Origin of the sequence: Bradyrhizobium sp. AZCC 2230 (assembly GCF_036924495.1) — a bacterium.
In the GTDB taxonomy this organism is placed as follows: domain Bacteria; phylum Pseudomonadota; class Alphaproteobacteria; order Rhizobiales; family Xanthobacteraceae; genus Bradyrhizobium; species Bradyrhizobium rifense.
Genome location: NZ_JAZHRS010000001.1, coordinates 3,519,842 through 3,544,510, shown reverse-complemented (window position 1 = coordinate 3,544,510; position 24,669 = coordinate 3,519,842). Strand labels below are relative to the sequence as shown.

26 protein-coding genes and 2 pseudogenes are annotated in these 24,669 nt (G+C 59.1%); 21 read left to right on the top strand and 7 right to left on the bottom strand.

The genetic code is table 11. From position 1 onward, the window contains the following. Positions 1-1,179: 1,179 nt before the first annotated feature. The gene (locus V1280_RS17060; protein WP_334526144.1) at positions 1,180-1,977 is read right to left on the bottom strand and encodes a crotonase/enoyl-CoA hydratase family protein; all 798 of its coding nucleotides are present in this window, start codon (positions 1,975-1,977) and stop codon (positions 1,180-1,182) included. Between the two features lie 571 nt (positions 1,978-2,548). Between V1280_RS17060 and V1280_RS17055 the strand changes: the two genes are divergently transcribed. Together V1280_RS17055 and V1280_RS17050 are read left to right on the top strand one after the other, a co-directional pair. Beyond that, the gene (locus tag V1280_RS17055) at positions 2,549-2,887 is read left to right on the top strand and encodes a hypothetical protein (RefSeq protein WP_334526141.1); all 339 of its coding nucleotides are present in this window, start codon (positions 2,549-2,551) and stop codon (positions 2,885-2,887) included. Between the two features lie 653 nt (positions 2,888-3,540). After that, complete coding sequence (locus V1280_RS17050; protein ID WP_334526138.1) at positions 3,541-4,506, top strand: glycosyltransferase family 9 protein; 966 nt, start codon at positions 3,541-3,543, stop codon at positions 4,504-4,506. A gap of 38 nt (positions 4,507-4,544) precedes the next feature. Here V1280_RS17050 and V1280_RS17045 read toward each other — a convergent pair. Together V1280_RS17045 and V1280_RS17040 are read right to left on the bottom strand one after the other, a co-directional pair. Continuing rightward, positions 4,545-4,709, bottom strand: a pseudogene (locus tag V1280_RS17045) (integrase); the annotation flags it as partial. 59 nt (positions 4,710-4,768) lie between these two features. Further along, positions 4,769-5,533 (bottom strand): response regulator, encoded by a 765-nt coding sequence (locus V1280_RS17040; RefSeq protein ID WP_334526134.1) that lies wholly within the window; start codon positions 5,531-5,533, stop codon positions 4,769-4,771. Positions 5,534-5,746: 213 nt separating this feature from the next. Between V1280_RS17040 and V1280_RS17035 the strand changes: the two genes are divergently transcribed. The 4 genes from V1280_RS17035 (at position 5,747) to V1280_RS17020 (ending at position 9,064) form a co-directional block, all read left to right on the top strand. Beyond that, on the top strand, positions 5,747-5,980 hold the full coding sequence (locus V1280_RS17035) for a hypothetical protein (RefSeq protein ID WP_334526131.1): 234 nt from the start codon (positions 5,747-5,749) through the stop codon (positions 5,978-5,980). Between the two features lie 348 nt (positions 5,981-6,328). After that, positions 6,329-6,586 (top strand): BBE domain-containing protein, encoded by a 258-nt coding sequence (locus V1280_RS17030; protein ID WP_334526128.1) that lies wholly within the window; start codon positions 6,329-6,331, stop codon positions 6,584-6,586. Positions 6,587-6,902: 316 nt separating this feature from the next. Continuing rightward, positions 6,903-7,760, top strand: coding sequence for a helix-turn-helix domain-containing protein (locus V1280_RS17025; protein ID WP_334526126.1), 858 nt, complete (start codon positions 6,903-6,905; stop codon positions 7,758-7,760). 308 nt (positions 7,761-8,068) lie between these two features. Beyond that, on the top strand, positions 8,069-9,064 hold the full coding sequence (locus tag V1280_RS17020) for an amidohydrolase family protein (protein WP_334526123.1): 996 nt from the start codon (positions 8,069-8,071) through the stop codon (positions 9,062-9,064). 42 nt (positions 9,065-9,106) lie between these two features. On the opposite strand, the gene V1280_RS17015 is transcribed toward V1280_RS17020, so the two are convergent. After that, a complete protein-coding gene (locus V1280_RS17015) occupies positions 9,107-10,048 on the bottom strand; it encodes an AraC family transcriptional regulator (protein WP_334526120.1) in 942 nt (313 codons plus the stop codon). 382 nt (positions 10,049-10,430) lie between these two features. Here V1280_RS17015 and V1280_RS17010 point away from each other — a divergent pair, with 382 nt between their 5' ends. The 3 genes and pseudogenes from V1280_RS17010 to V1280_RS17000 all read left to right on the top strand — a co-directional run. Further along, positions 10,431-11,894, top strand: a complete 1,464-nt coding sequence (locus tag V1280_RS17010; protein WP_334526117.1) for an aldehyde dehydrogenase — start codon at positions 10,431-10,433, stop codon at positions 11,892-11,894. 115 nt (positions 11,895-12,009) lie between these two features. Continuing rightward, positions 12,010-13,245, top strand: a complete 1,236-nt coding sequence (locus tag V1280_RS17005; RefSeq protein ID WP_334526114.1) for an FAD-dependent monooxygenase — start codon at positions 12,010-12,012, stop codon at positions 13,243-13,245. A gap of 268 nt (positions 13,246-13,513) precedes the next feature. Next, positions 13,514-13,751, top strand: a pseudogene (locus V1280_RS17000) (aldo/keto reductase); the annotation flags it as partial. A gap of 630 nt (positions 13,752-14,381) precedes the next feature. On the opposite strand, the gene V1280_RS16995 reads toward V1280_RS17000, so the two are convergent. Together V1280_RS16995 and V1280_RS16990 are read right to left on the bottom strand one after the other, a co-directional pair. Beyond that, positions 14,382-15,248, bottom strand: a complete 867-nt coding sequence (locus tag V1280_RS16995) for a cytochrome P450 (protein WP_334526112.1) — start codon at positions 15,246-15,248, stop codon at positions 14,382-14,384. Positions 15,249-15,544: 296 nt separating this feature from the next. Beyond that, positions 15,545-15,784 carry a ferredoxin gene (locus V1280_RS16990; RefSeq protein WP_334526109.1) on the bottom strand — a complete coding sequence of 80 codons (240 nt, stop codon included), beginning with the start codon at positions 15,782-15,784 and terminating at the stop codon, positions 15,545-15,547. 581 nt (positions 15,785-16,365) lie between these two features. On the opposite strand from V1280_RS16990, the gene V1280_RS16985 reads away from it, so the two are divergent. The 8 genes from V1280_RS16985 to V1280_RS16950 all read left to right on the top strand — a co-directional run bounded on the left by V1280_RS16985 (position 16,366) and on the right by V1280_RS16950 (position 20,623). Further along, positions 16,366-16,644 (top strand): hypothetical protein, encoded by a 279-nt coding sequence (locus V1280_RS16985; RefSeq protein ID WP_334526107.1) that lies wholly within the window; start codon positions 16,366-16,368, stop codon positions 16,642-16,644. 181 nt (positions 16,645-16,825) lie between these two features. Further along, entirely contained in the window at positions 16,826-17,140 is a 315-nt protein-coding gene (locus V1280_RS16980) for an MFS transporter (protein ID WP_334526104.1), read from the top strand. Next, positions 17,137-17,409, top strand: coding sequence for a hypothetical protein (locus V1280_RS16975; RefSeq protein WP_334526101.1), 273 nt, complete (start codon positions 17,137-17,139; stop codon positions 17,407-17,409). Before V1280_RS16980 ends, V1280_RS16975 begins: the two co-directional genes overlap by 4 nt. Before the next feature lie 156 nt (positions 17,410-17,565). Beyond that, complete coding sequence (locus V1280_RS16970) at positions 17,566-17,988, top strand: hypothetical protein (RefSeq protein WP_334526098.1); 423 nt, start codon at positions 17,566-17,568, stop codon at positions 17,986-17,988. Positions 17,989-18,264: 276 nt separating this feature from the next. Further along, positions 18,265-18,603, top strand: a complete 339-nt coding sequence (locus V1280_RS46800; RefSeq protein ID WP_442895134.1) for a hypothetical protein — start codon at positions 18,265-18,267, stop codon at positions 18,601-18,603. 240 nt (positions 18,604-18,843) lie between these two features. Further along, entirely contained in the window at positions 18,844-19,353 is a 510-nt protein-coding gene (locus V1280_RS16960; protein ID WP_334526095.1) for a hypothetical protein, read from the top strand. Between the two features lie 399 nt (positions 19,354-19,752). Further along, complete coding sequence (locus tag V1280_RS16955; protein ID WP_334538338.1) at positions 19,753-20,163, top strand: cytochrome-c peroxidase; 411 nt, start codon at positions 19,753-19,755, stop codon at positions 20,161-20,163. A gap of 214 nt (positions 20,164-20,377) precedes the next feature. Beyond that, the gene (locus V1280_RS16950) at positions 20,378-20,623 is read left to right on the top strand and encodes a hypothetical protein (protein ID WP_334526092.1); all 246 of its coding nucleotides are present in this window, start codon (positions 20,378-20,380) and stop codon (positions 20,621-20,623) included. Between the two features lie 208 nt (positions 20,624-20,831). Here the strand turns inward: V1280_RS16950 and V1280_RS16945 are convergent, their stop codons facing one another. Beyond that, the gene (locus tag V1280_RS16945) at positions 20,832-21,134 is read right to left on the bottom strand and encodes a hypothetical protein (RefSeq protein ID WP_334526089.1); all 303 of its coding nucleotides are present in this window, start codon (positions 21,132-21,134) and stop codon (positions 20,832-20,834) included. 196 nt (positions 21,135-21,330) lie between these two features. Here V1280_RS16945 and V1280_RS16940 point away from each other — a divergent pair, with 196 nt between their 5' ends. From V1280_RS16940 to tnpB, 4 genes are all read left to right on the top strand, one after another. Further along, on the top strand, positions 21,331-22,692 hold the full coding sequence (locus V1280_RS16940; RefSeq protein ID WP_334526086.1) for an FAD-dependent oxidoreductase: 1,362 nt from the start codon (positions 21,331-21,333) through the stop codon (positions 22,690-22,692). A gap of 458 nt (positions 22,693-23,150) precedes the next feature. Continuing rightward, positions 23,151-23,741, top strand: coding sequence for a GNAT family N-acetyltransferase (locus V1280_RS16935; RefSeq protein WP_442895133.1), 591 nt, complete (start codon positions 23,151-23,153; stop codon positions 23,739-23,741). Between the two features lie 120 nt (positions 23,742-23,861). Beyond that, positions 23,862-24,305, top strand: coding sequence for an IS66-like element accessory protein TnpA (tnpA, locus tag V1280_RS16930; RefSeq protein ID WP_334526083.1), 444 nt, complete (start codon positions 23,862-23,864; stop codon positions 24,303-24,305). Between the two features lie 103 nt (positions 24,306-24,408). Further along, positions 24,409-24,627, top strand: a complete 219-nt coding sequence (gene tnpB, locus V1280_RS16925) for an IS66 family insertion sequence element accessory protein TnpB (protein ID WP_442895236.1) — start codon at positions 24,409-24,411, stop codon at positions 24,625-24,627. Positions 24,628-24,669 lie beyond the last annotated feature (42 nt).

Below are 24,669 nucleotides of genomic sequence, written 5' to 3'. Positions count from 1 at the left end.
ACAACCGAGAATGCCTTCGTCGAACCAATGTGGTGCTATCGATGCTGAACCGACGATTTGACCGCCCCGAATCCGTCCGGCTGGAGTGCCTAACCCGGTCGAGAATTCGTTCGAACCCGTCCAGAATCTAGCGTCGGACAATTCAGCCTCATTGGTTCGGGCCTTCCTGAAGGCGCTCCCCTGAAGAGCAAGACCGCGCGATTTTGTTTTGCAACATTGGGCGGCTCGTGCACTCCTGCTTCATGCCGGCCGTCAACAGTTGGATGAGCCGTCGCATCGTGAAGGAGGCAGGGATCGAAAATGGACCGCGCGAGCGTGTTGGTGTGGTCAAGCAGAATGTTCGGTTCACTCTACCAGGTCCGGCTGACGGGCAAGCGGTTCAAGGCCTGGAACAAGTATGTCTACCATACAGCTAAGTACACCGTAGCAAGTACACTGCGAGCGGTTTGCTCTGGCTCATACTCTGCCTTGATCTAAGACGGCTTTGCCGGTCGCAGCGCGCATCCAGATTGCTGGTACGATGCCCGTCCGTTTTCGTATGCAGAATGGGCCTGGGGTCGCTGAAACACTCGATCAGGCTCTTAAATGCTTTGTTGGTCGAGATGGGACGCCGACAATGTGTTGTACGATCGAGCTACGACCATGTCATTCGGAGCCCTGGAATATTCCGGAAAGATGTGGACCGACTCCAGTCGCGCGGCGAAAATGTTCCGGTTGATCGGGCAGGGGTTTCGGCTGGGCCGGACTAATCGCGCTCGCCAATCTGAGGCGAGCCGGGGGCTTAGGATCTTCCTCGACGAATGCGCCGACCCCGGGTCGTGCGAAGCATACATCGTGTTTGGTCCCGGTTCGATTGTTTGGCCAGGACCGCTACATCCGTTCCGATCCATATCAGCCGGATCAGCAGATCTTCTGGCGCGGCGACGCGTGCCCGGAGAATTTCGCTGAATTGATCGATATTTTGACCGGCCGTGTTTCGAATCGAGAGGACTGGTCGCGGGCCGTTGTTGATTATCTCCGCCGAGAACGATCACCGTGCGACGAGGAAATTGGAGCATGATCCGCAAAAATGGGAATCGATTTTCGAAAAGATCATGCTCCAACAAAGACAGGAGATCATCATCCGGTTCAATCCAATCGGATCATGGTCCGGTGGGCGGGTAGTTGCCAGTAATGCGATCAATCGTGTGACACTTTTTGCGCACGCTTTTCCAGAAACGCTCGCAGCCTCAATTTAGCTTCGTCATCCGCCACAGTGATGGCAGCCATGAGGCTTTCCAGCAGGAAGCCGACATCTGGATCTGCACGCGCTATGCGGGGTAGAGCCTGGAGCACAGCATAATTCGATAGGGGCGCATTTGTGCTGATCTGCGTCGCCAGTGCAAAGCCCTTGGCCAGCCCCTCGCCGGGCTCCACGAGATATTGCGACAGACCAAGCGCCACGCCTTCTTCCGCCCCATAGGTGCGCCCGGTCAACATCATGTCCATCATACGTGGCACGCCGATCAGCCGTGGCACCCGCACCGCCGCGCCACCGCCCACGAAGATGCCGCGGGTTCCTTCTGGTAGCGCGTAGAAGGTGTCGCGTTCGGCCACGCGAATATGCGCCGCCGCCGCCAGTTCTAAACCAAGGCCGATCACTGCGCCGCGCAACACCGCGATGACCGGCACGGTGCATTGCTCAATTCTTTCAAGGATGCGGTGAATGGAGCGGGAGCCAAACAACGCGGAGGATGCGTCACTCTCGGCCATCATGGAAAGATCGACCCCGGCGGAAAAATGATCGCCCTCGCCATGGATTACGACAGCGCGGATGCCCTGCGGCAACTCGCCAAAGAAGCGGTCGATGCCTTCCGCCATCATACGGTCTATCGCATTGCGTTTTTTAGTGCGCGACAATCGCAGAACTGCCGTCTCTCCGTGCAATTCAACGAACAGGGAGCTGGGCAGACTGAACTGTGTGGTGTGGTAGGGCATTTCGCAATCCAATCCAGATAAGCACCCCGTCATATTCGAAGTTCGTCGGTGATATTGAAGAAGCCGCGTTACGGATTGATATCGTTTCCTGCAAGACTCGTTACCGGCGTAGCGGCCGAACAAACAATCCGGGTCAGTGCTCTAACGGTGCTCGGCTTGACCAAGGAACTGTTCAAGTATCACAAGCGATCGCTGAGGCCGTTCTAAATAACGAAGCATTTGTGCCGGTCGAGGGTGGAGCTCACTCCGAACGCTCGAGCTGGTTGAGATAGTCGACTAGCGCGAACTTATTGTTTCCGTCTTCGTTGCTCCCTCCAGGCAATTCGCCATGCGGTGGTCTCATGTTGCTCGATTAAAATGACCGCGAGCACGATCAACAGGAAATCAGCAGCCGACGGCATCCGCTCAGCGCGTCGGTCATGGCTCCATGTTACGCTTGTTGGCATTTTGCGCCGCTACAACATCCGACGGTAACCTGAGGTTTTCATTCTCATGACCTCGGACCCGCGCCGAGAAATGAGATAGAAATAACGACGTACTGATCTCAGGAGATCCGATTATGCGAAGCTTGATGACGACAGCAGCATTGCTGGCCCTGCTCGGTAATCCGGCAGCGATGGCGCAAACTATCGGAGGCGGGACATCGTCGGTTGAACCCGCAAGTCCGGCCGTATCTTCATCGCTGACGCTGGATGCGCGATTGATCGGCGGCACGCGAGCCGGCCAGGAGGTTTTCATCGACCGCCTTGCGACGGGCTGGCCGCTGCCGCTACGGCCGGCCGAGCCGCCGACCGCGCCCCTTCCGGTATTGAAACCTTCTGGCCAATTGAAGGGATCAGTTATCAACTCGGATCGAAGCGCGCGGTGGGATATTTCGAACCGCGCAACGGCAAGTGCAACGTCACTTTAATGATCGCCGAAGCGGTCGATCCAGATCAAGCGTAGCCCTCTTCGACCGCGCGTCTCTCGCTTCCAATGTAGCCGGGCGACACTCATGGCGCTATGCCGATCAGGTGTCATTCCGATTAGGTTCATTCTGATTAGGTCCGACCATGGTCTGGTGTTCTTCTCGGTTCTGTCAAAGGCAGTTTGAGACGGGATCAACTTTAGCGCTTGATAGTCTTTCATCCGCCCTAAACGCGGCGGAATCTTGATTGAAGCGATAGAACCGACGCCTGGTCAAGAAGCTTCGCAACGAATCCCTCGATAGATATAATGTTACGATTTGGCGGGCTGCCAATAGTATCGGTCGGTTTGCCTGCTGTGATGAGTTGATAGCAGACCTTATTGCGGAACTTCAGCACCGCGAAATGGGCCTGGGCGACCGAATAGTTTCGTCATTGCGATGGTCGCCGATCAGCATGGAGGCCTTCGGCTGCGCGGCAGGTCGCTGATCGTCGGTGACGTTCCCAGTGGCACATTGATAGATAGTGTCGTCAGCCTTGGATTCTACGCGCATTGCGGGCGGGCGCCAAGTGTAACATCGGTAATGTGATCGCCGCTTTTTTGCAATCACGCCGAGATCCGCGCGGTCTACATGACATCGACAGTCATGGAGTGTACATGGACGCGCAGTGCTTCGATCAGGGCCAGTTGGGCTCGATCCATTCTCGGCCAGCCGCCAGCGCACGCAATCGGGCCGCCATCGGCATCCTGAACGGATTCGGCAGGAGCCTCGGCGACAGTGTGATCGGTTTGCAGGCGCTGACGCTGGCAATCGCGGGGGGCACCGTCGAGCGCGATCCAACGTTGCTCCGCCTGCCTGGCTTGCCGCCGATCACACGCGAGCTTTACGATGCGGCGTGCGACTTTGCCGTGGTTGAGACGTTGCCGTGGACGGATGAAAAGCCAGGACCGCCGCCGGACACCGCCGCCCGCTTTTCGAAGGTCATCGATCTGCGCGACTTCGCATTCGATCCCGCGTTTCGCGGAGTGGCCATGGTCGACTTTTTTCTTCGGCGTCTCGGGCTCGATCCGAAACTGGTGCCGCCGCCGCAAAAGCGCAACAACTGGCTGGGGCCGCGGGTCCGGACCCGCCCGCCGGCATTTGAAGCGGGTTACGTGCTGGTGTGTCCGACCGCCTCGATGTCAATGCGCTCGATGCCGATGGCGATCCACGATGCGGCGCTGAAATGGTTGCGCGCAAACACCAACCGCAAGGTCCTGACCCAGGCCATGCTGCCGCGCGAAACAACTCTCGCCGGCCTCTGTGGGCTGGTCGCCAACGCAAGCCTGATCATCAGCACAGATACCGCGATGGTGCATCTCGCTGACGCCTACTCGAGACCTTGTCTGGCGTTCTTTAATACCCACCGACCGGAGTGGCGCGCGCGCGATTACCCGTTATGCCGGCGCATTCACCTTCCGGCCAAGCTCCCCACGGCACTGGAGTTTTCGCGCGGCGATGGCGATGATGCAGCAGCCCGTGCGGCATGGTTCCCGCATGGCGACGACATCGCATGGCTCGACAATTTGCTTGATGAAACCGTGCGACATTTCGTAAGCAGTGCTTTCAGGTCGGGGCTTTGAGGTCTTGCTTTCGGTTTGTCCATCGGAGTGGTTAATGGCGCGTGGTTCATCAGCACTTTTGCATCGAACTCGGGGACGCCAGCCGCGGCCGCAATGGTTCGGAAGCTCTGGCGAAGATCGTTGCCCCACTTCGATAGCATCGCTCGATCCTCCTTTTGCTCAGCGAGATGCCCTGATGCGCTATCGGCGGGGAACACCCATTCCATGCGAAAGCGCCTGATCAAGTCGCGGCAGCTGAGCAGTGGACCAAAGCTGTTGGTTGTCAGTATCGCTCGACAGTTGCCGTGAATACATAGCCGATACCGCGTTCGGTTGCGATCATTTTTGGTGTGCTTGGATTCAACTCGAGTTTGCGGCGCAAGCGAAAGACCTGGACATCGACGCTACGATCAAAGATGTCCTCGTGCATGCGCGTCGCTTGCAGCAGGTACTCCCGCGTTAAAGGTCGCTGGGACGCATCGAGAAATGCGATCAGCAAGGCAAATTCACTCTTGCTGAGCGATATGGAGGCGCCGGCTGGGTCGATGAGCAGCCGTCTACGCCGTTCAAGACTCCACCCCTCAAACTTATAACCGCCACGATCAGGGTCGCGCTCCCGTGCAAGTCGTCCCATTTCTTGCCGTCGGAGAACGGCTTTGACTCGCGCCAGCAGTTCTCGCAGTCCGAACGGCTTCAGTATGTAGTCGTCGGCACCAAGCTCAAGCCCGATCACGCGGTCCACCTCCTCCAGACGGTGGCCCGTCATGACGATGATGGGAACGTCCGAGCGCGAGCGGATCTCTCTCAGTGTGTCCAAACCATCTTCCTGGTCCAGCTGTAGATCCAGAAGAATCAGGCAGGGCTCGGCGGCAGCAAGATGGCGATCCAGGCTCGCGCGGCCGGATACGGCGATGGTGGATTGGCTATGCTCCTCGAAATATCTTGTGAGGACGCCGCGCATCGCTGGATCGTCGTCAACGATGAGAACGTAGCCCATCTTCGTTGATTCACGGAGTGCGTTTTTCGCAATCTTGTTTGCGGCATACATGGCTGTGAAGTGTCCTGTCACTACTCAGTGAAACTCCCGGATGAGTCGTCATTTGCGGCAGGCAAATTGCCAACGATAGTCATTAGTAGGCTAACGATAACTACACTGGCGCGTTGACGTCATGTAAAAAAGAGACATTGTTAGAACATTCGCGATGGTTAGCAGCAGTCGATAAAGTTGCCGGTAAGGTGCGTGCTCAGGCGTGACCTGTGATTGATCGCGGTGCGCTTGCCCGTCGATGAGATCCTTCAGATCGTGCTGGCAGGCGCAAGTCGGCGGCGCGTCCAAGCAATTCGAGTTGGCGATGCGTTCTATCACGCCTTGCTGAATTTCGCGGCGCTGGTGTGCAATGTAGGCTCAGCCGACAGCCGTCATAAGGATAGGAATGCCAAGCCGGTCATTGCGTTGTCGATGGTCCACGGGCTTGCGCGTCGCGTTGTCCGTTGAATGATTATCTGGTCGAGATGAAACGTGAAGAGATCGGCTGGCCATATGACATCGCGTCTTCAGGCTCTTCAGTGCTCCACCGTATATCAGAGCAAAGCGTTCGAACGCTGGTCCAAAAAGGAATAAGACCCGCTTGCTGTGATCTACGAACACTCCCGTCGACCTCGGCCTACCGGAATTCCTGGACCGCTCCGGAGGTGGCAACGTCGGTGTCGTAACCGCGGTGCATTACCGACTGCACAATTCTCTCCAGCGTCCGCTTCGGCATGTTGATGTTCCCGTTCGCGGAGGCGAGGGCGGTGCAGAATGGATGCGTCGAGATCGCGGCGTCTGCCCCGGAGGCGCTGAATGTCCAGCCTGCTTGCGTCGTCAGTGCCGATGGCGCGCTTTCATTATGATCGTGCCGACGTGGAGCGGTGCGCCGGCGCAAGGCGAAGCGCAGATTGCGCCATTCCTGAAACTCGGAAGCATGCTCGCGGAAAGTTTGGCGGCAATGCGGAGCATTTGATCAAAGCCAAACGGCGTTACGATCCCGACAACGTGTTCCGCTCGGCCAGTTCGCTGCCGGTTCCGGCGACAGATTTAATCAAGGCGGCGCCTTCGTAGATGCAACAGCAGACGATGCTTCGGCCCAACGGTGGTTGTCGCACTCGATCAAGAAGCTCTGCAGGCGCATCAAAATACGAGATGCGAAAGGCATTCCGTGTATTGGACAAATCGGACGTACCGCTGAGGTACGAAGTGTCCTTCTGATCCTCGCTCTAAAAGAAGTAATTCAACTATTTTTGATGGGCCTAGCGGTGGTTCGGGGAGCCTCAACACCCCACTTGAGCACCCCACTTGAATTCGGCGCCTGATGACGAAGGCGCCGGCGCGATAGGCATCGCGCTGATCTCGAACGTCAAGTCAGGAAGATAAGTGAGTGTCTGCTCCTCTCAATGTCAGTTTACCATCGTCTCTGAAAGACATCGTCGAGATTATTGGAGATTGGGACGTTCCGGACGGCGACGCAGCAAAGCCGATTACGATCAGGCACCCGCCGGGCAATGGCTTGTTCCTGATAGTCCAATATAGAACGCCCATACGCGCGAGCTGGCAATTTGGTCGAGAGACCGAGGTGTGCAGCGAATATCAATTCGCCGCCACCCAGGTTCAATCTGGTGCCATCAGCATCAATCCGACAGGGCCGCTTGGCGTTATGGCCATTTATCTTAAGCCGGAAGCCGCAATATCAGTCCTTGGCTCTCTGAAGGAGTTCATGAATATCAAGGTCGATCTGCGGGATATTTTCCGATCCAGCGAACTCGAACGGCTACATGAATTGCTCGTGCAATCACGGCAAAGCTCTCAGAGAGTAGCTCATATCGAAGCCTTCCTGGTCCAGAACGCGCGTCGTGCCCCGAGAACATCTGTCGCGCAGCATGCTGCCAGGTCGCTGAGGTCCCGCCCAGGTCTTCACCTGTCCCGATTGGCTGTGGAGATGGGTATAAGTACACGCCATCTGTCTCGCGCCTTTCAGGAATCATTCGGAGTCGGCCCCAAGCGCTTTGCCAAAGTGGCCCGGATCGAGAAGGTCATGGCAGGTCGTCGAGAAGGCCTGACGTGGGCGGATATCTCCTATGCGTGTGGTTTTTGCGACCAGTCGCACATGATCCGGGACTTCAAGGAGATTGTCGGAAAATCACCTACCGAATTCTTCCAGCCAACGGGAAACGGCGGAGCGCCATTGCTGGTTGGCGGTTCGAATCTGACCTTCACGATCACAAAGACCGACGAATAGTCTCCTCGCGAAGCTGTTGGGTAAACTCACGGAGTAAGGGTGTGATCAGTCAGCGCAACGTGCTACATCGGCATGCAGTAGCGATTGAGATGCTCTACCGCGAAGCCCTCGGATCACGTGATCTGCATAGAACCTGCTCGAGCCTCTCAGCGGCCTGGGGCGCCGACGCCCAGTATGTTCCGTAGGAATTATCGGCGGGGCATTAAATAGCACTATGCTGGCAAAGTGAGACGTTAGTGAAAGCGTGATCCTGCGATGGGCGTCTAGATTGATTTGAACGACACCAACTTTGCCACTGGAGAGCGTTCATGCGCATCGTTGCCTTGGAGGAGCATTTCACCGTCCCGGCCCTCGCTGGCCGCATCGACCTCGACGCCATCACCCGCCGCGGCTTCCCCCCACCCGGAACCTCCTGGAGCCTGACGATCAGGCAGCCGCAACTCCAGGACCTTGGGCCGGCGCGCATGGCGGACATGGATGCTGCTGGCATCTCCGTTCAGGTCCTGTCGCTCTCCGGCCCAGGGGCAGATCTGGTTCCCGGTCGGAAGGGGGTCTCCCTCGCGCGCGAGTTCAACGACACCCTGAAGGGCGCGATAGATGAAAATCCGCAACGCATGGCCGGCTTCGCACATCTGCCCATGCTGTCGCCGGAAGCCGCTGCGGATGAGCTGGAGCGATGCGTCACCCAGCTTGGCTTCAATGGCGCGCTGATCAACGGCCTCATAGACGGACGATTCCTGGACGATCTGCGCTTCGAGCCCATATTGGCGCGCGCCGAGCATCTTGACGTGCCAATCTATCTGCATCCCTGGATCCCGCCGGCATCAGTGCAAGAGGCGTACTACGCCGGGCTACCGGAGCCGCTTGGCTTCATGCTGTCGGTTGCCGGCTGGGGCTGGCATATGGAGACGGCCATCCATGTCCTGCGGCTAGTTCTCAGCGGCACGCTTGAACGTCACCCCAGGCTAAAGCTCATCGTCGGCCACATGGGCGAATCTCTGCCGTTCATGTTGGCGCGATCAGAGGCGATACTGGGTGGGGAACTCAGGAAAATCAGCCAGCGCTCATTGGCAGAGACGATACTGCAACAGGTCTGGATCACGACCAGCGGGTTCTTCACGGTACCGCCGCTGATGGCCGCGCTGACCACATTCGGTGCTGACCGGATCCTGTTCTCGGTGGACTACCCGTTTTCCGCCAATGCCGCGGGCCGGAGATTCCTCGATGACCTGCCGGTCTCACCCGAAGACAAAGCGAAAATTGCGCATGGCAACGCGGATCGGTTGCTGAAGTTGCCCGTGTAACTACGGCAGATGCGGCAGAGCCAGCCACTCCTGCCTCTGCATTCATCTAGCCGAGGTGCGGTCCAGCGCGATAACTCCCTGCCGATGATTACTGCGAAACAGGCTGGGCGTAGTGCCAAACCTCTCCTGGAAGAGCCGTGTCAGATGCGAATGGCTGGAAAAGCCGCACGCAAGGGCGACCTCCGTGATCGACGCGGCGTTCGAACGCAACTGTCGACGGGCGTGGTCCAGACGAACATCCTGCAGGTAACGGTGCGGTGTCTTGCCCGTGGCGGCTCGGAACATGCGCAGGAAGTGGGCGCGGCTGAACCCGCTGGCAGCGGCCAGTTCGCCGAGACTGAGATCCCGATCGAATTCGGCATTCATCAAGTTCAGCACCAGGCGGAGGCGTGCCCCAGGCAACGGATTAGCAAGCGGGACCGGCCAGGGCGCCGTCAACGCAACGCGCATAAAGCGGCTAATTATGGCATAGGCCAATGAGTTACGGTAAAGACGTCCGTTCGGGCTGTCCCCATCAGCTTCCAGGACAGCGAGTTCTAGCAAACTGGCCAGGGCGGCGTCATAAATCCCCAGATGCTCACGGACTCCGCTACCGACGTTCTCCTCGAACTCCTGTGCCACGCGCTCAGCGACGACAGGATCGATGACACAAGCAATCACATCATAGGGAGATTTCGCTTTGACCGCCGGCAGTCTGCCGGCCGCGCCGAGCGAAAGGGAACCCGGCGGCTTCACCACTCGAGTGAACCTGCCGGTCTTATATTCGCGATCTGCTATGGTTGGCCTTCCCTGCCAAAGGATTATGTAATGATGGTCGAGGGTTTCCTCAGTCCGCTCGATTGGCGGCGCAATGCGGCGCTCGACAACTATTCCATCCCACGTGAGACTGGAACTCGACTTACCGCGGACGGTCGAGCCGCGTAGTAGCGCTTCGATTAGGGTGCTTGGCATCTCTTTCACCATCAACCGTTTTTGGGCGCCCATTGATCTTCATCGGCGACCGAAACGCGGCTCAGCTTCCCCAATGATGTGGACATCGTTGCGAAGATGACAATAGGTGCACGCTGAGCATCACACGCTCATAGCGCCGCTACGACTCAGCGTCGTGGTCTGGCATCGGCGCGATGATCGCGCAACTATTTTCCTGCACCAGATGGAATGTCGTACGCACCATGCGAGATCTGGAGTGCGTTGCAGGCGATGAACGCCCTTAGCAGGAGTTATCGGCAGGGGCATTAAATAGCATTATGCTGACAGAGTGAGACATCGGTGAAAGCGTGATCTCGCAGTGATCCCTAGTCTAGTCGGAAAGGCACCAATGGCACCTAGCCGAATGGCTGCCTCGAGCCAGCAAGGGCATTGCAACATGTTAGACGTATCAGACGAGATTTCTCCAGTCGTTCGGGCCGGTTTTTTCATCGGCGGCCAATGGCGTGAAGCCGACTCTCTCCACCGCATTCCCGTCGTCAATCCGGCAAGCGAAGAAACCGTTTGCGAAGTGCCGCTCGCCAGCGCGGAAGAGGTCGACCGGGCAGTCACCGCCGCCCGCGTCGCCTTTGATGTCGGACCCTGGCCGCGCCTTAGTGCGGCGCAAAGGTCCAGATACATGCATGCTTTGGCCGACGCACTGACCGCGCGGCTGCCCCTTCTGGCGCAGCTGTGGACAGCGCAGGTAGGGGCGCCCATCAAGATCACCCGGCAACTCGTCCATGCCGGCACCAATCGGCTGCGCTTCTATGCTGACCTCGCGTCGACCTACGAATTCGAAGGCAGGCGCCCCACCCCCAACGGCAGCGCCCGTGTCCGCAAGGAGCCGAAGGGTGTCGCGGCCCTTGTCATTCCCTGGAACGCAGCCTTTCCTATCCTTTCATACAAGCTGGGAGCGGCCCTGGCAGCAGGCTGCACCTGTATCGTGAAGGCGTCACCCGAGAGTCCGTTGGACGCTCTCGTCGTCGCGGAATGCGCAAAGGCGGCTGGCCTTCCGGACGGTGTCGTGAACGTCATCACCGCGGATCGTGACGAAAGTGCACGCCTGGTCAGCTCACGCGATGTGGACAAGATCAGCTTCACCGGCAGCGTGGCGGTCGGTCGCCAGATCCTGGCGGCCGCGGCAGCCAACATGACCCGTACGACGATCGAGCTCGGCGGCAAATCTGCGGCAATCCTGCTGGATGATGCAGACCTGGCACAGGCCCTGTCGGTAGTCGCCCCCTTTACCATGCCTTTTGCCGGCCAGATGTGCTTTGCGCAGACGCGCATCCTTGCCCCTCGTGCCCGCCTTGCAGAAGTCGCCGACCGTTACGCATCCATCGTCAGAACATGGAAGCTCGGCGATCCCTGGGACGAGACGACAGAGATGGGGCCCGTGTTGAACCGCCGGCAAATGGACAGTGTGTTGGGATACATCGATAGCGGATTGGCCGAGGGCGCGCGACTGGTCACCGGCGGCAAGCGCGCGGCTGGTTTCGAGCGAGGATTCTTCATAGAGCCGACTGTCTTCACCGACGTGTTGCCGGAGATGGCTATCGCGCGGGAAGAGATATTTGGACCGGTGGTGATCGTTCAGCCCTACGACGACATTGAGGACGCGGTCCGGCTGGCGAACGATACTGATTTCGGGCTGAGCGGCACCATCTTTAGTTCAGATTCCGAGCGGGCCTACCGCGTGGCCTGCCGTATCAGGAGCGGCCAGATCGGCGTCAACCAGTTGGAACTCGTACCCTCGATACCGTTCGGCGGTTTCAAGCAGTCTGGTATCGGAAGGGAAGGCGGTCTCGAAGGCCTGGAAGAATATCTCGAGACGAAGGCGATCTTCATGCCGGCGGCCTAGGCCGGCTCAGGCCAGTCCGACTGCAGTAGAGCTACATCACGGCGCCCCAATCAAACCGTGCTGCCGTAGCGCTATGCGCCGTCACGCACGCCAAGTCGAACAACGGAAAGTCCCTATGAGCACCTTCACCAGAAATGAACGGCCGATCGTGATCGCTGGAGGTGGCATTGGCGGCCTCGCCTGCGCCTTGGCTCTGGCGCGTCGGAACTTCCAGGTGGTGGTGTGCGAACAGGCCCAGCAGTTTGGCCAGGTGGGCGCTGGCCTGCAGGTCGCCCCCAATGCACTGGCAGTCCTGGAAGCTCTTGGCGCTGGTGACTGCGTCAAGCGGCAGGCCTTGCTGATCGAACGCATGCTGCTGGCGGACGGCATCACTGGCGAGACCATCTGTGATATTCCTTGTGGTGACCGATTCGAAAGTCGTTTTGGCTACCCCTACGCTGTGGCCCATAGGGCGGACGTCCACGGCGCGCTGCTGGATCGCTGTCGTGCCGAGCCATCGGTCAAGCTGCACACTGACAGCCGGGTTGAAGGTTACCGGATCGAAGAGGGGGGCGTTGTGGTGACCCTCAAAGCAGGTGATGAGATACCCGCCAAGGCGCTCGTTGCGGCAGACGGCATCCGTTCCCGTATTCGACAGTGCCTGATCAAAGACGGTGAGCCCAAATCGGCAGGCGCCGTCATCTACCGTGCCCTGATCCCGGGGAAGAATTTTCCCGAGGCGCTGCAGCGACCCTATCCCACCCTATGGGCCGGTCCCGGCGCGCATCTCATGTGCTATCCGGTAAGCAATTGGACGCAATTCAACGTCGGCGCGACAGTCAAAGTTGCCGCTGACGATATAGAGGAGGGAGAAGCAGGCATAGGGGAGGTGGTGCGAACCTATACGGACTGGTGTGCCCCTGTGTCGGAAATCCTACGCCTTTCCTCATTTTATCAACGCCATATCATTCGGTATCGTGATCCCATCGACAATTGGAGCGACGGGCCGGTCACGCTGCTCGGTGATGCGGCACATCCTATGGCGCAATATATCGCACAGGGTGCCGCGATGGCGCTTGAGGATGCCATCTGTCTTGCCGATCAAGTCGACCGACACAACGGCGAGGTCACTGCTGCTTTCAAGGCGTACCAAGCCATCCGCATAGTGCGCTCGGCACGCATGCAACTCTCCTCGCTCATGCTCGATAGGCTCTATCACGCAGGGGGAATCGAGCGAAGCGTGCGCAACTCGATTTTCGAGGGCCGCACAGCAGAGGAGAATCTCGACCGTCTGGCCTGGATCTTCACGCCGCCAGCCTATGTGAAGGACTGGCGAAACCGTCCGCCTAACGCCGCATTATTCTCGCCCTGAGCGGAATTCCCGCTGCAGTACGACCGAGCGCCGCAAGAGTGATCAAAGCTGATGTAGAGATACGGCTTCCTCTCCGACCTACTACGTCGGAGCGGTGCGTCGAAGGTGTGCTGCCAGGGCATGTAGCACGATGCGAACTCGATCGGTGCGCGTTGGCAAGGAGGAAAGCTTGGATGTTAAAACCATAGCCAAAAACGAGGACGAGGGAATTGAAACTCTTAGACTTGGAAACAGCAACCTGGAAGTCACTGCCATCGGGCTCGGCTGCATGGGACTGAGCTTTGGCTATGGTCCGGCGGCCGACAAACAGGCGGGAATCGCGCTGATCAGATCGGCCTTCCAGCGCGGCGTTACATTTTTCGACACCGCCGAATGTGCGGCCCGTTCACGAACGAGGAGCTCGTGGACAAGGCTCTTGCCCCGTCCGCGAGCAGGTCGTGATCGTAACCAAGTTCGTTTTCGATATCGATCCGAATACAGGCCAGCAGCGGGGTTTGGATAGCCGGCTACGGGGCAAAAAAAAGTGGAGCGCCGCCGTTTCGTGCCAATTTGCACAAGATCGTGCGAAGCGTCTCGCCGGATCGCAGGAACTCCCTTTCAGGCGCGACCGTCACTGGCGCGTGAGGTCCGGAGGCTCGTCCTGACCATAAAGCACGTCTGTCGTTAAGCGATCCAGCAACTCTTGGTCCAGATCTGACAACGGTCCCATTGAACATGGGCCAGCTGGCTTCTTTGGTCGCTCCGATTCCAATCGTCTGTGGTCCCAAGATGGCGGAAAATCCGTGCCTGTTGGATACCGAGATCCGCTGATCATGAATGGTACCGACACCGTCACCGTCGTTGAGGGCTATGACGCGATGCGCATCTTCCGTGCGTCGATCCTTCCAGCCCAATGAAACCCAGCGTGCTACAAATCGAGCGACCAGTGGCGCGCGCGGTCAATGATCGTCACAAGGAGATGAGCTGCAAATACGTTTTCGACCGTGCTTGCATGCCGCATCCGTTTGCTCCAGCGCCAGATCTCTTAGAGGCGTCATCGTCCATCTCGACGACCGGCTCGAGAGGCAGGAAATGAAATCTCCAGACGGCGGCTGATCGCGCCGTCGCCGTCTCACGAAACTGGTCTTTTCGATTCATCAGTGCCGGATAGCGATCGGAATCCGCCGTGGCCCTCGAACAGTCCCCGCCGACCATTCCACGACCGCGCCATCGCTTAGCACGAAGTCGGGAAATCTGCCGAGCCACTCTTCGATAGCAACACGGATTTCCACGCGGGCCAAATTCGAGCCGATGCAGCGATGGATGCCGAGACCAAACGTTGCATGCCGGTTCTCGGCCCGGTCGATAATAACCCGATCCACATCCGGAAACATCGCCGGATCGCGATTGGCTGCGCCGTAAGCCAGCATGACCATCTCCCGTTTTTCAGCGCGCAACCGCCGATTTCGGTCTCCTTCACGATTTGACGGGCCACCGCAACCGACGCATACGCGCGCAGGAAGTCTTCGACGGCGCTCGTTGCGATCCTCCTCGTGGGTGGCGAGGTGCCACAGATTGGCGCCAATCATGCTCCAAGTCGTATCGATACCAGCGAAGAACAACAGTCGTGTTGTGCCTATGATGTGCTCCTCACTGAGCGGCTTACCGTTGAGCTTGGCCTCAAGCAGATGACTAATGAGATCGTGACCCGGCGCGGCCCTGCGCTTTGCAATTTCCTCCGCAAAGAACGCGTCCACCTGGGCGAGGACACGGTGTGTGATTGCGGGGTCCGCGGCACCTTGCTCCAGGAAATCGCGGGCCCATTTCCGAAATCTAGGGCCATCGTGCTCAGGGGTGCCGAGCAGATAGGCCGTTACACGCGTCGGTATCTCTTGCGCATAGTCCATGGCGGCGTCACATTGTGTCCTGTCGGAAAGCCGGCCCAGAAGTTCACGGCAAATGGCGCGCGTTCTCGGCTCCAGTTTTGCGACGGACTGAGGCGTGAATGGTGCGATCAGGATCATTCGGTCATCTCGATGCGCCGGCGGATCGGACGTGACCGGCGGGCTGGGCGGCAATAGTGGTTTTCCTTCGAATTGAAAACGTGGCGAGAGGAAAAATGCTCAGTGTCATAGGCGACCGCGCGAATGTCCTCATAGCTCAACGGAAGATAAACACCATCGAACCGATCGGTGTGAGCGACCGGGCACGTCTTCCGCAACTCGCGCCAGATCGAATGGGGATCTTGAGCCCAGTGCGGATCAAGATGGTCGAAATCATTCGCTCAGTCGGTAACAGGTGTTCGTCCCACTCATATTAGTCATATCTCCTCGATATCGATCGCAGATTCGGGGCAATTGGCCTTCGCAGCATAGGCCTGGTCCTGCATGTCTGCCGACACGATGCCGCTGCCGATCGCGCGACCCTCGCCAAATTCGTCAACTTCAAACAGTGTCGACGCGAGCGAAACGCAACGCGCATGGCCTTGGCAGCGTTGCCGGTTTACGCGGAGTCTTGCTATGGCACTAGGATCGGAAGAGGGGCGGCGGAATGTACTCATCGTTCAACCTCCTTATGGCGAACATCGATCGCATCGACAGGGACAGGGACAGGCTGAATCCACCGCGTTACAGCGTGGTTTCGATTTTCAGGTGAAAGTATTGCGTGTGCGTAATATTACCGTGCTCGCGCTGAGCACCTGATTGCCCGTTTCCCTGAAGGGCAGTCGGCGTCAACTTTCGAGTCAAGAGCCCGGGACCGTCTGGCTAATCTCGCGATTCAAGATGCTTCACCATCATCAGGGCTTTCCTTCCATCACCCAGATAAGGAGAGACCCAGTCGTATTCGCTCGCGGCCGTCGCGGCCGCTTCATTCAGGGCCAAGATGGTCGCATGAGTGTCCTCGCCGCGAAGACAGCTCATAGTGGATGCGATCGGGGGCGTCGTCGCTAGCCAGCGATCGGGCTCGATATCAGCAAAATGGCCGGGCGAGGGACAGCCGAGACTTAGGGGTCCATGTTACGTTCGTAGGCCTTTCGTGCAGCCACAACATCCATTCGTAGTTTCGGTTCCGCATGGTGAGCTCCTCGGACCACACATCGGTCGCGTCGCAAATGGCGCGCCGATCTCAGGAGAGGCAATCATGCGAAACTTCATCAAAGCGGTAGTGGTGCTGGCTCTGCTCGGCGATCGCGCAGGCTTTGCGCAGACCGCGGGAACAGCGAGACCGCCGACCGGCTCAGCGTTGACGATCGCACCGTTAAAGTTAACGCAGGGCGCGCGATTGGCCGGCGGGAGGTCGGTCGGCCACCGTCAACCGCAGGCGCGCGACGTGCCTTCGGAGATGCCCAGTGATCTCGAACGCCTCAGTGCCGAGGACATCGTAGTCGATCGCAGGCTAATCATCTGCCGCGGCTGCTGAAGCGATCGCGGCCTGCACCATGAGCGGCTGCACGGTTAGGAGGCACGTTGCAGCCGTAACAGTTTCTCGCCACTTCGAAATCGAGACGCAACCTGGATTCGTCAATCTTGCTCGCCCAGAGCTGCGACGGGCGCCGCTTAATCATGGGGCATCCTGCTCGTGCGTTTTCTGCCTTCCTTCCATGGCGTTCGCCCTGCTGCTCGGCTTTCTCGTTGCGCCGCCGTCGTTCGGCATCGACATGAGCCTGCCGGCGCTCACGGCCATGGGAGCCGCGCTCGGCGTCGCTCCCGAGCGCGCCAGCCTGATGATGAGCCTCTTCATGTTCGGTGTCGCTGTCGCGCCGCTTTTTTGCAGGCCGGTCTCCGATCGATATGGCCACAAGCCGGTCGTAGTGTTCGCTTGCACCCTGTGCGGCGTCGCCGGCGTCGGTTGCGCGATCAATGCCGATCCTCTTGATGTGGCGTGTCGTGCAGGGGCGCCAGCGGCGCTAGCATGACGATCGCGTTCGCCACTATCCGTGATCAGTTCGAAGGGCAGGCCGCCCGCACCAGGCTCTCCTACGTGGCGATCGTCACTATGGTCGTTCCCATGATTGCGCCAAGCGCGGGAGCCCCATTGCTTTCCCTTGGCGGATGGCGCTCCGTCCTTGCCGGCGTCGGCCTGCTCCTGCTTCTGATCATTTTGATCGGCTTTGCCGAGACCGCGAGGCCGGACCCGGCCAACCACCCGGCGCCATCAGTCATTGCAACGATCTTCACGTGCTGACGCATCCGTTGTGTCTTGGATACATCATGGTCATCGCCGCAGCGTTCGGAGCGCTGTTTGCCTATGTCACCGGATCCTCGTTGTTCTTGATCAAACGTTGTAGGACTCCGGTCCGAGCAGTACGGCTTGGTGTGCGCGGCGACTTCGCTGGGGATCATGGCGGGCGCGTTCCTCAACGGCCGGCTCAGCGCAAGGGGCGTTGCGCCGAAATATCCGCTGTCGATCGGCTTGGTATTGGCGGTTGTTACCGCTACTGCGCTGCATCATAATGATGCTGGCCGACTGGATGCCGCTTGCTGGGTCATCTCGGTCCTCGGCAACTTCGCCTTCGGGCTGATCGTGCCGAACGCGACGGAGGGGGCCATGCAGCCGCTGCCGCAGATTGCGGGCGCTGCCGCTGCCGCCACAGGCTTTATCCAGATGAGCACAGCTTCCGTTGTCAGCGGCCTTGTCGCGATGTTCCATGACGAGCATTCGGCGCTGTCGATGACGGCGCCCATGGCGATATGCTCGCTCGTTGCCCTGGCCGCTTACTCGCTGCTGGCTCGTCCCGTCGAGCGCGCAGTCGCGCAGACTTGAGCATGGCCGCCTCTTCAAAGCCATCCCACGTTGCAGCCGTGACCATTTCTCGTGGCCTTCGAAGTCGAGGCGTAACCGCGATGCACCAGCCTGTTCCTGCCGGAACTGCTCCCTCGGACCCCATCGTACGGGGCGGCTCTTCTCACCAACCATAGTGACAGGTCACATGAAAATCCTCATCGCTTCGACTCCCGCCACCGGCCATCTCAATCCACTGCTTGCGATCGGACGTTTCTTGATCGCCGAAGGCCACGAGATCGCCTTCTATCGGGCAGCGTGCTGCACAGCCGCATCGAAGATATCGGCACAAAATTCCATCCGCTCCCCGCAGGCGCGGACTTCGATCTGCGCGTGATCGGCACGGGGGTTCCCGAATTGAAGGACATCCCGCCGGGACCGGAATGGCTGCGCGTCGCGATGGGGCGTGTGTTCGTCGACGCGGTTCCTGCCCAGCACGAGGATTTGCTGCAGGTGATGCGAAATTTCGCAACCGACGTCATCATCGGCGACGGGGATATTTTCGATCGAAGCATCGATGTCCAGGTGCTGCTGCTGAGGCGCAAGCTCGAGGTCGACCCGAGCGCGGCGTCGGCTATACCTTCGCGTTGCCGCTAGAGCCATTCTAACGTGATAAAAATGCGGCGCCGAGGGGTTACAACTGTAATCCGATTGTTCGCGCAAGTAATACTCGCGTAACTGGCGATCATCAGAGTCTCCTTGCCAGTTTACGGAGAATCTCATGTTGCGGAAACGCCGATCCGTTCCATTGATCGCATGTCGGCGCGCCCGTTCGCTGTCCTCAGGATCTCTTGCAACTCTTCCTTCGTCTGTGTGAGCAGCCAATCGGAGCAGCTGATGTTGAATCCCGCCAAATTAGTGAGCATTACGGGCAAACGCCCGAGCGTCCAGGGATATGAGCCAGGCGTTCAATCGCGCAGCCGGCGCGATCTAGCGCAGACTCCGGACCGCTCCGCGGCCGACGCGAGTTTGGTTCCGGAAGCGATGGCAGCAATGACCGTGGCGAGCGCGACCTGGCCACGGCTGGTTTGGTTCTTGATCGAAGGGTTTGCCTTGTATGGCGCTTCAATGCATGGGATTGCGACGTTGCCCGTCACGGTGAGTGACGAGGAAGCCAGTGCTCCACAGCCGCGGGACTCCTCCTGGCGCGAGCGGCGTAAGTCGATTTCGCTTGTTTCGTCCTCCGCCAGTACCGAAATGACGGCGCGCGAATATGGGCCGGTCGACCAAGTCGGGGTGGTGTCGCGGGCATATTCCTCGACCGGCGGTTATGCAACGCTTGCAGCCAACCGGTCCTCCCGCCGTGGCTGGCTGATCAGAATCTGGCGAGCGATCGCAAGGCGGTGAACGAAGTGGCGGAGCGAGCAGGAAATCAAGAAGATTGTCGCTGCCTTGGAGGAATTCGATGACCGAACCTTGCGGGACATACGCATTCGCGGCCGAGGCAAGATCGAGCAGGCGGTGAGGCGCGGACGATATTGGCTGGGCTAGCCACCAAACCGCGCACATGGCCCCCATGCAGTGCAAGGGGCTGCGTTCGCCCGAGCTTCACAATCTGCAAAACAATCCTCATATTCCAGCTGCGGAAGGACGGAGCATGACGTGTGGAATATGATGACGTTGACTAGAAATTGCCCAGCATGCTGCGCGACGATACTTTGCCTCATCTGACCTCGCGGAAAAGTGGAACTGCCCGGCCTGCCTATCCCTGGCGCTGGATCACGTTGATTTGCGTCTTGATTCTTGGTGGCTCTTTGCTTTCCTCGGCGAGATCGCAGCCGTTGCGCGCCGCAACCCGAAGCGAACAGCACCGTCTCCGACGAGCCGATCATTCCGGTTCCGGAATCTCCCGCGATAGATACCGCGAAGGTCAGGCTTGGCGAGCGTCTTTTTGGCGATCGGCGCCTGTCACGGGACAATTCGCACAGTTGCCTTTCCTGCCACGACCTCAGTGCAAATGGTGCAACCAAGGTGAGCCACGACGTCGGCCTTGACGGTTCTGACCTTCCGCTCCACACGCTGACCGTATTCAACGCCGCACTCAGCTTCCGCCTGGGTGCGAAGGGAATATCCGCACCGTGCCGATCGTTCTCGCGATACCCTCGGCGCGAGATCTGGACGCGTCATTGCTGGCAGTTTCGGGAATCTCAGAAGTGATCCACCATCCGCTGGCGTCTGCTGAATTGGCCCGCGCCTTGTCGCGCTGCCTAGCGACCGAAGTTGCTCCCATTCGGCAGGCGCGAAACGGCCGCTGATGTTGAATCACGATCAGTCCACGCGTTACCGTCGTAATTATTATCCGAGCGACTGAAATTCAGCTGCAGTCCACATGTGATCATCTGCTCATCTCGAGTTTATGGAGCGGAGCAGCATGACCAATCTGTTCGGTCGGCGCGCGGTGCTCATTGGCGCGGGCATCGGCGGTCCGTCGCTCGCGGGTGCCTTGGCGGACTATTTCGAGCAGGTCGACATCTTTGAACGTGACCGCCTCGCGGCGTCCGCCGAATCGCGGCCTGGCACCGCCCAGGATCGGCACCCGCGTGGGCTGCTAGAGCATTTTCCGACCTGTCGGAATCGGAAGGGATTCCCTTGCGAGGCAAATCGTGATTCACCCTGAGGGCTGGTGATGGAGGCCAGCCCCCATGGCTAAACCCCTCTCGCTGGATCTTCGCCTTCGCATTATTCGGGCTGTGGAAGATGAGGGCATGAGCTGTCGAGGCGCTGCCGGCCGGTTCGGCGCAGCTCCGTCGACGGCGATCGAACTGGTCAGCGAGTGGCGAAGCACCGGCGCCTGTGAGGCGGGAGCGCAGGGCGGAGACCGGCGTTCAGCTAGGATCGAGGGTCATGCTGCAGAGATTCTCTCCCTGGTCGAGGCTACGCCCGACATGACGCTGGCCGAGATCGCCGATCATCTCTTCAAGGCCCACGGCGAGCGTTTCGTGCCGAGCGTGCTCTGGCAGTTCTTCGATCGCCGCAACATCACGTTCAAAAAAACATCGCACGCCAGCGATCAAGATCGGCCAGACGTGGCCGAAGGAGGCTCCCTGGTCGTGAACTGCGCAAGTAGCCGTGAGGGAGCCGACAAGGTCGTCACGGATATCGTGGCCGCAAAGCGGCAAGACACCCACGATCCCGGTGCCATCGCAAGAGGACGTCGAGAGGGTCACAAATCAATAACGACTGAGGAATGCGTGAGATCATGTAGCTCGTCGCTCATCTCTCACGCGACTAGTTGCCGACGTAACGACTCCAGCAACCTTCCGAAATCGCGCTGTAACCCGCAGCTGATGCTCTCCGCATCACGAATCTTGTGGAGCGCACAACATGAACAATCTCTTCGGCCGACGTGCGGTGGTGATTGGCAGCGGCATCGGGGGCTTGTCTGCCGCGGCGGTATTGGCGAGCTATTTCGAACAGGTCGAGATACTCGAGCGCGACCAAATCACGGCCTTCGTCGAATCGCGGCCAGGCACTCCCCAGGATCGGCACCCGCATGGCCTCCTTGCCGGCGGCCTCAAGTCGCTCGACGAGATTCTTCCAGGCTTCGAACAGGAACTCGCCGCAGCTGGGGCCGTCCCAGTCAAGATAGCGGAGGAATTCCGACTTGAGTGCGCTGACATTGGCGCGTTGCCGAGCCGTGATTTTGGCCTGTCGATTCTCTGCGCGTCCCGGCCGCTCATTGAGTCTGTGCTGCGGCGTCGGGTGATGGCGATCGGCAACGTCTCGCTGCGGTCGCAGTGCCGGGTGGTCGAGATTTTAGCGGACACCAGCGTTGTGCGCGGTGTGCGATTCGACACGGGCTTCACACGGTCGGATACGCTGGAGAGCGATCTTGTTGTCGACGCTTCCGGCAGGGGCGCCCTGACATTGTCGCTGCTGGACGCACTTGGCTGGGAACGGCCAGAGTTCACCGAGGTCACCCTCGAGATCGGCTATTCGACCACGATCGTGCGCTTTGCACCGCATGACTTGCCCCAATGGAAGCTTGTGTTGACGGAGCCGGATCCCCCTAACTCGGCGCTAAAGGCCGTCTTCGTGCCCTTGGAAGGCGACCGCTGGTATATCACCATCGCCGACCGCCGGGCTGTACCGCGGCTGGAGACCTGGGACGATTTCCTCAGCACGTTCTCCCAACTGGAGATGCCGACCTTATCTCAGGTATTTCGTCATGCTCGGCCGATCGAATCGGTCAGGCACTTCGGCTTTTCGGCAAACCGGTGGCAACATTTTGAACGGCTGCATCACTTGCCCCACGGTGTACTGCCGATCGCGGATGCGCTTTGCCGTTTCAATCCGACCCACGGTCAAGGCATGTCATCGGCAGCCATGCAGTCACGATTGCTGCGGGCTGCCTTTGAAAGCGCGGCGTCAGAGGCCAGCCCAATTGCGGCGGCGCAGGCGGCCTTTATGAGCGACGTGAAATCCGTTATTCAACAGCCATGGAATATGTCCACCAGCGTCGATCTCGCTTTTCCGGAGGCGCACGGCGAACGGCCTGAGAACTTCGAAGATAGCCTTCGGTTTCAAGCCCGGCTTTTGCGCGCCGCAGTCGCGGATCCAATCGTTCATCGTGCTCTTATCGAAGTCGGTCAGCTCTTGCAGCCTCACACACTTCTCCACGAACCGCACATCAGGGAGAGGATTGAGGCTGGCTCCGCCACAACGATAGCACTAAGCGGGAGTTGAATTAACGAGGCGTCGCCCACTATCTGGGCGACAAATAACAACGGCCGCCGACCAAGCGATGGGAAAGTTGCCGAATGCGGGCTTCAGGAAGTGATCGACCGCGAGCCCGCAACCTCTCGTTGGTGCAGCTCCATGCTGGAACGTCCGCTGAATTCCGTACTCGAAGGAAAAATCGATGCGTCCGGCGCTATCATCTCGTCTCTCGGCACGCCGCCGTATAAAACCAATAGAACACCGCCGAGCTCGACCGCTGCTGAGCAAGTTCAGCTAATCAGATAGTTGACGCGCCTATCGCTTCCCTAGGGCCAATCTTGGTCAGTCAATGTCCGCCGCACGGACACTTCTATTCAAACGTCTTGTGATCTTGATGGGTCTCGCTCTTTAGTAAGCAACCGCAGCGGAGCATGAGCTGGTGTTGGACGTGCGTTGCCGCTCATCGCCAGAGAAGGAGACGCGTGATGAACTCGATGAAAGCAGTTCCGACTTCGATCGTAGGCACGCTCGCGCCGGCTGATATTTATCGAGCCACCGCCGTTCTTGTGCTTGCCTTCACGCATGACCCGATAGTGCGTTGGCAATACCCCGAGCCAGCACAATATCTAAGGCTTTTCCCGGACTTCGTACGCGCGTTTGGTGGTAGTGCTCTACGACAAGAGACCGCGCGCTACGTTGGAGAGCACGCGGGGGTGGCGCTGTGGTTGCCGCCGGGTGCGGACCTAGACCACGCAGCCATTGAAGCAACCTTACCGGTCGCTCGAAAAGCGGAGATTGCAGCTGTCTTAGAAGAATTGGCGTCTTACCATCCGAGCGAGCCTCATTGGTATCTACCGCTCATCGGCGTTGATCCGGTTTATCATCGCAAGGGGTACGGCGCGATGCTCCTCGACGACACGCTTCACCGGTGCGATCGGGATCACGTTGCCGCCTATCTAGAGTCTACCAATCCAGCCAATATACCGCTTTATCAGCGGCATGGGTTCACGTTGCTAGGCACCGTCCAAGTGGGATCATCGCCGCCGCTCTTTCCGATGCTGCGTCCAGCGCGCTAAGTCACTAGACATGGCGCTGCGGCCCCTCAAGCGTAGGCGGGGCTCCGAGGCCCATCAGATTGTTTGTGCGTAGATCTGTGAGCACCGCTAGAAGAGTCATCTTCTGCAAGGGTGCTCACAATGGACGACCATTCGGACGACATGAGACGACCGCTGTCTCCGCGTATCGAAGTGTATGCTGGAGTAGGCCGAAAACAGTGGCCGGATGATTTGAAGGCCCAGATTGTCGCGGAAAGCCTTGAGCCAGGCGCAGTTGTAACAGATATCGCACGCCGCCATGGCTGCCGGCCCCAGCAGGTACATGACTGGCGGCGGCGGGCGCGATTAGGTCAACTGGTGCTGCCGGCTTCGACGGATACATTATCGTTCGTGCCTTTGGTGTCATCGTTCGTGCCTTTGGTGTCGGAATCGTCGCTACCGGCGGCTGCGGAGCCTTCTGGATCGCCGGAAGCCGCCATTGTTACGGTTGAGTTCCTGGGTGCACGAGTGGAGGTGCGCGGAACGCCTGGGCTTGCCGTGCTGAGTGACGTATTTTTGGCGTTGCGCCGGACACGTTCATGCTAACGGCTCCCGCTGACCTCATGATTTACGTTGCGACCCGACCTGTAGACTTCCGGAAGGGCGCGGATGGCTTGGCGCTTTTGGCGAAGGGAGACGCTGGGCCACGATCCGTGCGAAGCGCGCTGATCGGGTGAAGATCGTGGTCTGGGATGGCAGTGGCCTTGTGCTGTATTGGAAGCGGCTTGAGGGCAGCGCCTTCAAGTGGCCGCCGGTTGTTGACGGCGTGATGCGAATGAACGCGGCGCAGTTGTCGGCGCTTCTGGCCGGCATGGATTGGACACGCATGCATGCGCCTCGAATCCCGCAGCCGAAAGCGCTTGCGTAGGAGATAAAATCTTCGCTGCATCGAGGCGCGAAGCATGGCAGA